This window comes from Acidobacteriota bacterium (assembly GCA_039030395.1).
Classification (GTDB): domain Bacteria; phylum Acidobacteriota; class Thermoanaerobaculia; order Multivoradales; family JBCCEF01; genus JBCCEF01.
This window is the reverse complement of record JBCCEF010000017.1, coordinates 101,297-108,804: the sequence shown is the minus strand read 5'-3', so window position 1 is coordinate 108,804 and position 7,508 is coordinate 101,297. Positions and strand designations below refer to the sequence as shown.

Genomic DNA, 7,508 nt, shown 5'->3' with positions numbered 1-7,508 from the left:
GGCGAGCTAGTGCGCCACCTCTATGACCACGGCGTGCTCGCCACCGGCCTGGCCTATCCGGTGGTTCCGCGCGGCGAAGAGGAGATTCGCTTCCAGGTGTGCGCCGACCACACGGTGGCCGACATCGATCAAGTGTTGGGAGTCCTACAGTCAGCCGCCGAGTGATCGGCTAGGTCTGCGAGGGCGGCGGCTCCGGCGGCGAGCCGAGACGCGACAGCAGGTCGAGGACGAGAGCCGAATAGCGCGTCATCACCCGGCCGGCATCCTGAGAAAGTCGTTCAATCTCCCGCCGCAAGGCCAGAGCGTCGCCCTCCGACGACCCCTCCAGATCGGAGTTCAACCCTCCGCCGTCGGCGGTGCCGGCTTGAGCATTGACCTGCTCGACAAAGGCCTTCGCCTGCTCCACCACATCGAGCGGCAGCGACAATCCTCCGGTCAGCCGCATCAGGGTGTCCAGCCGGGGAATCGCCTTGCCGCTTTCGTACTTCGAAATGGCGTTGTTGCGAATCCCCGAGGCCTCGGCCAGATCCTTCTGACTCATGCCCCGTGAGATGCGTAAGATTTTGAGAGCCAGATCGAGCCGGTCAGGATCTGTCATCCCAAAACTCTATACATCTTCATTCGAGAGATCAACATCAAACCCTTTAATATCAATGAATTGAAGTTTTTCAAATACTATAGATTTGTCGCACTTAATGCTCCGAGAAGCAAACTTCTGAACGTTTCGACGACTACCTTCCCTTTCGAATCGCGGAAAAGGGAAGAAAAGCCGTAGCCGCCCAAGGCACCGGCAGGGAAAGTGATCGTGCTACTGTTTCCGTCCAGCCTCATGAGGATTCCCTTCGGCCCATGATCGAACGCCTTCTCCCGCCGGAACATCAACAGCTTCTTGAGGACGATCGGGCGCTTCTCGGCGACCTCGCCGCCCTGCTCGCCAAGGTCGAGGTATCGGCCGAAGATCGCGCCACCCTCGCCCGCTCCATCGCCAGCCTCGAAGATTTCTTTCTGCTGGTGATCGCCGGTGAGTTCAACGCCGGCAAGAGCGCCTTCATCAACGCACTGATCGGCCAGCGCATCCTCGACGAGGGGGTCACTCCGACGACCTCCCGCATCCATCTGCTGCGCTTCGGCGAGACGGTGGAGCGGCGGGTGGAAGACGGCGTGGCGATCGTCACGGCGCCGCTCGAATTGCTGCGCGAGCTGCACATTGTCGACACGCCGGGCACCAACGCCATCGACCGCGAACACGAGGCGATCACTGAGGACTATGTTCCGGGCTCGGACCTGGTGCTCTTCGTCACTTCCGCCGATCGGCCCTTCACCGAAAGCGAGCGGGCCTTTCTAGAGCGCATCCGCGAATGGGGCAAGAAAGTGGTGGTGGTGGTCAACAAGATCGATCACCTGGCCGGCGAAGGGGAAATTGCCGAGATCACCGGCTTCATCGTGGAGAGCTCCAAACGCCTGCTGGGCTTCGAGCCGGCGGTGTTCCCAGTGTCCGCCAAGCTGGCCCTGGAGGCCAAGGTGGCGGGCGATGAACCGCCGGTGGCGAGCCGCTTCGAGGCCCTCGAAGACTTCGTCGTCGACCGCCTCGACGCCGCCGAGCGCCTGCGCCTCAAGCTGCTCAGTCCGCTGGGTGTCGGACGCCACCTGTCGGACCAGATCCAGAGCTCCGTCGAGGCCCAGGAAAAGCTCCTCGAAGGCGACTTTCAGGCCCTCGACGACATCGAGCGGCAGCTCGAGGTCTACCGCGAGGACATGGCCCGGGAGTTTCGCTTCCGCTTGGCCGACGTCGAGAAGGTGCTGCATGCCTTCGAAAACCGCGGACACGAGTTCTTCGACGAAACCCTGCGCCTAGCCAACGCCTTCGACCTGATGAACCGCTCGAAGATCCAGGCGGACTTCGAGCGCAAGGTGGTGGCCGAGGTGCCGCAGGAGATCGACGCCAAGGTCGGCGAGATCATCGACTGGCTGATCAACGGCGAGCTGCGCCTGTGGGAGGCGGTGCGGGATCGCCTGGCGGACCGCCAGGCGGCGCACCGGGATCGCATCGTCGGCCCCCACGGCGCCCGCTTCGAGCTGGACCGCCAGCGGCTCCTCGACACCGTCGGCGGTGCCGCGCGCAAGAGCGTGGACACCTTCGACCGGCGCCAGGAGGCGGCGCGCCTCGCCGAATCACTGCAGAATGCCCTCGCCTCGACCGCCCTGATCGAGGTCGGCGCCGGCCTCGGCGCCCTGGTGGCGGTGATCGCCTCATCGACGGCGGTGGACATCACCGGCATCCTCGCCGCCAGCACTCTGGCGGTGCTCGGCCTGTTCGTCATTCCGGCGCGGCGCAAGAAGGCCAAAGCGCAACTCAAGGGAAAGATCGAAACCCTCCGCCGCACCCTGGTCCGCACGGTGACGGAGGAGTTCGACGGCGAGGTCGAGAAGAGCAGCCGGCGAATCCTGAAGTCCATCGCGCCGTATTCTCGGTTCGTCCGGGCGGAGCGCGAGAAGCTCTCCTCCCTAAGCAGCGAACTCGAACGCCTACGCCGCGCCATGGCCGATCTCGCGGATCGCATCGAGCAGATCCGATGACCGAAACCCGGCGTCTCGGTACTTTCGAGAGCCTGTGGCGTGCCTTCGCCTCCTGGCGTACCGCCTCGGTGGCGCTGCTGTCCTTCTCTTCGGGCCTGCCCCTGGGGCTGGTGTGGATCGCCATCCCAGACTGGCTGCGGGACTCCGGCGTGGACATCCGCACCGTCGGCATCATCACCCTCGCCCAAGCGCCCTGGACCTTCAAGTTTCTGTGGTCACCGTGGATGGACCGCTTCGCGCCGCCGGCCCTCGAACGCTTCAACCTCGGCCGTCGGCGCGGTTGGGCACTGGTCGCCCAGGTCGCGCTGTTCGCCTTCACCCTCGGCCTGGCGGGGGTAGCAGACCACCCGGACGCCGCCTGGGTGGTAGGAGCGCTGGCGCTGGCCATCGCCTTCGCTTCGGCCAGCCAGGACATCGCCATCGACGCCTACGCGGTCGATGTCCTGCGCAAGGAAGAACAGGGCGTGGCGGTGGGCGCCCGCGTCGCCCTCTACCGCGCCGCCATGCAGGTGGCCGGCAGCTTCGCCATCACCTTCGCCGGAATGCTGGGATGGGCCTGGGTGGTCATCGGCCTGGCGTTGCTCTATGTGCCGATGATGCTGATCACCTGGAAGGCACCGCCGCCGGAGGTACCGGCGCGGCCGCCGAAGAGTCTGCGGGACGCCGTGTGGCTGCCCTTCGTGGGTTTCCTGTCGCGCCACCGGGCGCTCGAAATCCTCGCCTTCGTCCTGTGCTACAAGCTGGCCGACAACCTGGCCGACGCGCTCAAGCGTCCCTTCCTGGTGGACATGGGCTACACCAACTTTGACCGCGGCATCGCCCTGGGCACCGTGGGCCTGGTGGCGGTCCTCGCCGGAACCTTCCTGGGCGGTGCCCTCACCACCGTCATCGGTCTCGGCCACTCGCTGTGGATCTTTGGCGCGCTGCAGATTTTCTCGAACATCGGTTACGTGCTGGTGGCCGCCGAGGGCGATGTCAATCGGCCGTTGATGTATGCCGCCATCACTTTCGAGGTGCTCACCCAGGGCCTCGGTACCGGCGCCTTCGCCACGCTTCTCCTGCGCATGACACAGAAGCGCTTTTCGGCCACCCAGTATGCCCTCTTCTCTAGCCTGTTCGGCCTGCCGCGCATCATCTCCGGCCCCATCGCCGGCTTCGCCGTGCACGCCGTCGGCTGGAAGACTTTCTTCTGGCTCACCCTGCCGGCGGGCATACCCGGCATGATCCTGCTGGCGCGCTTTGTCCCCCTGGGTACTCGCGAACCGGTGTTCCGGGTAGAGACGGATCGTTCGAAGGAACCTCTGAGCCGCGGCGCCCTGCTGGCGCGAGGCATCCTCGGGGCTCTGGGCGGACTGGTGTTCGGGGTGTTGACCCTGGCGTTTCTCGCCGCCCTGAGCGAATTCGAAACGGCGGGCTTCGACTTCAGCACCCCGCTCCTTGCCATTCTCCAGCCCGAGGGCATTCGGGCGATCCTCCGCCTGGTCGGGCTGTTCGCCTTCGGCGCCGTCTGCGGCCTGTTCACGGCGGCGGTGTTCGCCGCCCGGCGCGGCAATCTGGATCTGGGCGAGGACGAGGAAGCCGAAGTCCAGCCTCGCTAGCAGGTTGCTGAAAGTCTACCTGCGACCGAACCCACAGGGCTCGGCGGCGCCGGAGGAGCCGTGGACGGGGTGAGCCCGAAAACACAGGTGTTTTCGGGTGAGGGGGTGCCCAACCCCCTCGAGAGAAATCTAGCAGGGCAGCTGAAAGAATAGGCCGAAGGCCTTTTCAGCAACCTGCTAGAGCTGGATCGGGTTCGTTCTTTCCTTGCAATATATTCTCTGGGCCGATGCAGCCTAGACTGCAAACCCGATTCCAATCGCGAGGAGGTGGAGTGGAGAAACCGGTCATCATGGCGGTGGATGACGACCCCCAGGTGCTGGGGGCGGTGAGCCGAGACCTGCGCCGGCGCTACGGCGAGAACTACCGCATCCTGCGGGCGGATTCCGGGGCCAACGGACTGGCCGCCCTGGAAGACATCCAGGAGCGGGAGTTGACCGTCGCCCTGTTCCTGGTCGACCAGCGCATGCCGGCGATGAGCGGCGTGGACTTCCTCAGCCAGGCCTTGCCGCTTTTCCCCGACGCCCGCCGCGCCCTGCTCACCGCCTACGCAGACACCGAGGCGGCGATCCGCGCCATCAACGAGGTCGCCATCGACCACTATCTGCTGAAGCCTTGGGACCCGCCGGAGGAGCAGCTCTATCCGGTGCTCGACGACCTTCTCGACGAATGGCAAGGCGGCTACCAACCGCCGTTTTCCGGCGTGCGCGTCGTCGGCCACCGCTGGTCACCGGAGGCTCACCTCCTGCGCGAGTTTCTGGCCCGCCACCAGGTGCCCTATCGCTGGATCAACGTCGAGCAGGAACCGGAAGTCCTCAGCGACCAAGAGCGCAGCGGTTCCCTGCCGCTGGTGATCCTGGAGGACGGCACCCGGCTGCCGAGCCCGACCGTCTCGGACCTGGCGGAGCGCCTCGGCCTGCGCCGCCAGGCCTCCGCCTCGCACTACGATCTGGTGATCGTCGGCGGCGGCCCGGCGGGCCTGGCGGCGGCCGTCTACGGCGCCTCGGAGGGGCTCAAGACGGTGATGGTGGAGCGCAAAGCACCGGGCGGTCAGGCGGCCCTTTCGAGCCGCATTGAGAACTACCTGGGCTTTCCCGCCGGCCTCTCCGGCGCCGACCTCACCCGCCGTGCGGTAACCCAAGCGCGGCGTTTCGGAGTGGAGATCCTCAGCCCCCAGGAGGTGACCGCCCTGCGGGTCCAGGACGACTACCGCCTGTTGGAGCTGACCGACGGCGCGGAACTCTCCTGCCACGCCACCCTGCTGGCGATGGGGGTGCAGTGGCGACAGCTCAACGTTCCCGGCGCCGAGCGCCTCACCGGGGCCGGCGTCTACTACGGGGCCGGCCTGGCCGAGGCGATCGACTATTCCGGCTCGACGATCTACATCATCGGCGGTGCCAATTCCGCCGGTCAGGCGGCGATGGGCTTCTCGCGCTACGCCGAACGGGTGGTGATGCTGGTGCGCGGTTCGAACCTGGAGGCGAAGATGTCGCAGTACTTGGTCGACCAGATCGCTTTGACGGCCAACATCGAGGTGGCCCTCGAAACCGTCGTCACGGAGGTTCACGGCGAGGGCAATCTGAAGGCCCTGACCCTGTCTACCGCCGGCGAGGAGAGACGGGTGGAGGCCCACTCGCTGTTTATTTTCATCGGCGCCGTGCCGCGCACCGACTGGCTCGGCGAAGGCGTCGTCCGGGACGGACGCGGCTTTCTGATCACCGGCCCCGGCCTCAACGGCGACGCCCTCGAAAGCTGGCCGCTGGAGCGCCCCCCGATGCTGCTCGAAACCAGTGTCCCGGGAGTCTTCGCCGTCGGCGACGTACGGGCCGGCTCGGTCAAACGGGTGGCCTCCGGCGTCGGCGAAGGAGGCGTGGCGGTCCAGCTCATCCACCGCTACCTGTCGGAGGTCGGGGCATGACCGTCGCGAGCGAGGACCTGACGGCGATCGAGCCGCTGCGGGATCTGCCAGAGGAGGAACTGCGCTGGTTCGCCGACACCTGCCAGGAGCGGGCCTTTGAGGCCGGTGAGGTGCTGTTCGCCGCCGGTGAGCCAGCGCGGGAGATGTTCTTCCTGCTGGAGGGGGCGGTCGCTTTCAACCGCCGCCAGGGCTCCCAGGAGGTGTCCAACTGGGTGGTGGAGGCCGGCGAAATCGGCGGCCGCCTGCCCTTCTCCCGCATGCACGAGTACACCGTGGAACTGGTGGCGCAGACGGCCGGTCGCCTGGCGGTGCTTCCCACCGACCGATTCGGCGATCTCCATCGCCAGGCTCCGCAGGCGGAGGAACGATTCGTCCACCGCATGCTCGACCGTACCCGCGATGTCACCCGCTCGGACGTTCACCGCGAAAAGCTCGCCTCCCTGGGCACCATGGCGGCGGGCCTGGCTCATGAGCTCAACAACCCAGCGTCCGCCGCCCGGCGCACCGCACGCGAACTGGAAGAAACCCTCCAGGCCTTCGATGAACACTCCTCGCGCATCGTGCAGCAATTCATCTTCAAGGATCCTCCGCCGGGCGACGAGGACCCCTTCGAACCGGTCTACGAGCGCATGACCTTGGAGAGCCCGGCGGCCGGGGTGCTGGAGCAGAGCGACCTGGAAGACGAGCTGGCGGACTGGCTCGACGGGCAGGGCGTCGCCCAGTCCTGGACCCACGCACCGACCTTGGTCGCCGGCGGTTTCACCAAGGACTTCCTGGAAGAGTTCGCGCAGCGCATCCGGCCGGACCAGGTGCGAAATTTCCTGGAGTGGGTGCCGCGGGACGTCTCCATGCGCCTGCTCGTGCGCGAGCTGATCGAGGGCACCGAGCGAATCGCCGAGTTGATCACCGCCATGAAGTCGTACTCCTACATGGACCAGGACGTTTCCAAAGACGAACTCGACCTGCACGAGGGGATGGACACCACCCTCCGGGTGCTCAAGCACAAGCTGCGCAAGAAGGACATTCGGGTCGAGAAGCGCTACGGCGACCTGCCGCGGGTGTCCGCCTTCGGCGGCGAGCTGAATCAGGTCTGGACCAACCTGATCGACAACGCCGTGGCGGCCGTCGAGCGCGGCGGCATCATCACCCTGGCGACGACCTGGGATGCGCGAGCGAACGTCGCCTGCGTCGACGTAATCGACGACGGCAGCGGCATTCCGAAAGAGATCCAGGACCGCATCTTCGAACCCTTCTTCACCACCCGGCCGGTAGGCGAGGGATCGGGCCTCGGCCTGGACATCACCCACCGCATCGTCACTCGCCATCACCAGGGCAGCATCCAGGTGGAATCCAAGCCCGGCCGCACCCGTTTCCGGGTGCGGATCCCGGTGGGCTGACTCTTCGGAGAAAGGCAGGC

At 66.2% G+C, this 7,508-nt stretch carries 6 protein-coding genes; 5 read left to right on the top strand and 1 reads right to left on the bottom strand.

Annotation, left to right across the window (positions count from 1 at the left end; genetic code table 11):
• The coding region (locus AAF481_15445; protein MEM7482570.1) for a pyridoxal phosphate-dependent aminotransferase family protein at positions 1 to 165 on the top strand (165 nt) is incomplete at its 5' end.
• A gap of 4 nt (positions 166 to 169) precedes the next feature.
• Here the strand turns inward: AAF481_15445 and AAF481_15440 are convergent.
• Positions 170 to 598 carry a helix-turn-helix transcriptional regulator gene (locus tag AAF481_15440; GenBank protein ID MEM7482569.1) on the bottom strand — a complete coding sequence of 143 codons (429 nt, stop codon included), beginning with the start codon at positions 596 to 598 and terminating at the stop codon, positions 170 to 172.
• A 251-nt stretch (positions 599 to 849) separates the two neighbouring features.
• On the opposite strand from AAF481_15440, the gene AAF481_15435 reads away from it, so the two are divergent.
• From AAF481_15435 to AAF481_15420, 4 genes are all read left to right on the top strand, one after another.
• The gene (locus tag AAF481_15435; protein MEM7482568.1) at positions 850 to 2,577 is read left to right on the top strand and encodes a dynamin family protein; all 1,728 of its coding nucleotides are present in this window, start codon (positions 850 to 852) and stop codon (positions 2,575 to 2,577) included.
• The gene (locus AAF481_15430) at positions 2,574 to 4,175 is read left to right on the top strand and encodes an MFS transporter (protein MEM7482567.1); all 1,602 of its coding nucleotides are present in this window, start codon (positions 2,574 to 2,576) and stop codon (positions 4,173 to 4,175) included. Before AAF481_15435 ends, AAF481_15430 begins: the two co-directional genes overlap by 4 nt.
• 272 nt (positions 4,176 to 4,447) lie before the next feature.
• Positions 4,448 to 6,091 carry an FAD-dependent oxidoreductase gene (locus tag AAF481_15425; protein MEM7482566.1) on the top strand — a complete coding sequence of 548 codons (1,644 nt, stop codon included), beginning with the start codon at positions 4,448 to 4,450 and terminating at the stop codon, positions 6,089 to 6,091.
• The gene (locus AAF481_15420; GenBank protein MEM7482565.1) at positions 6,088 to 7,488 is read left to right on the top strand and encodes an ATP-binding protein; all 1,401 of its coding nucleotides are present in this window, start codon (positions 6,088 to 6,090) and stop codon (positions 7,486 to 7,488) included. Before AAF481_15425 ends, AAF481_15420 begins: the two co-directional genes overlap by 4 nt.
• The last annotated feature ends 20 nt before the right edge of the window (positions 7,489 to 7,508 follow it).

What these genes read in the sequence shown, in the direction of transcription:
- AAF481_15420 (MEM7482565.1), top strand. Translation starts at nt 6,088, where the DNA reads ATGACCGTCGCGAGCGAGGACCTGACGGCGATCGAGCCGCTGCGGGAT.
- AAF481_15430 (MEM7482567.1), top strand. Translation starts at nt 2,574, where the DNA reads ATGACCGAAACCCGGCGTCTCGGTACTTTCGAGAGCCTGTGGCGTGCC.
- AAF481_15440 (MEM7482569.1), bottom strand. Translation starts at nt 598, where the DNA reads ATGACAGATCCTGACCGGCTCGATCTGGCTCTCAAAATCTTACGCATC.
- AAF481_15435 (MEM7482568.1), top strand. Translation starts at nt 850, where the DNA reads ATGATCGAACGCCTTCTCCCGCCGGAACATCAACAGCTTCTTGAGGAC.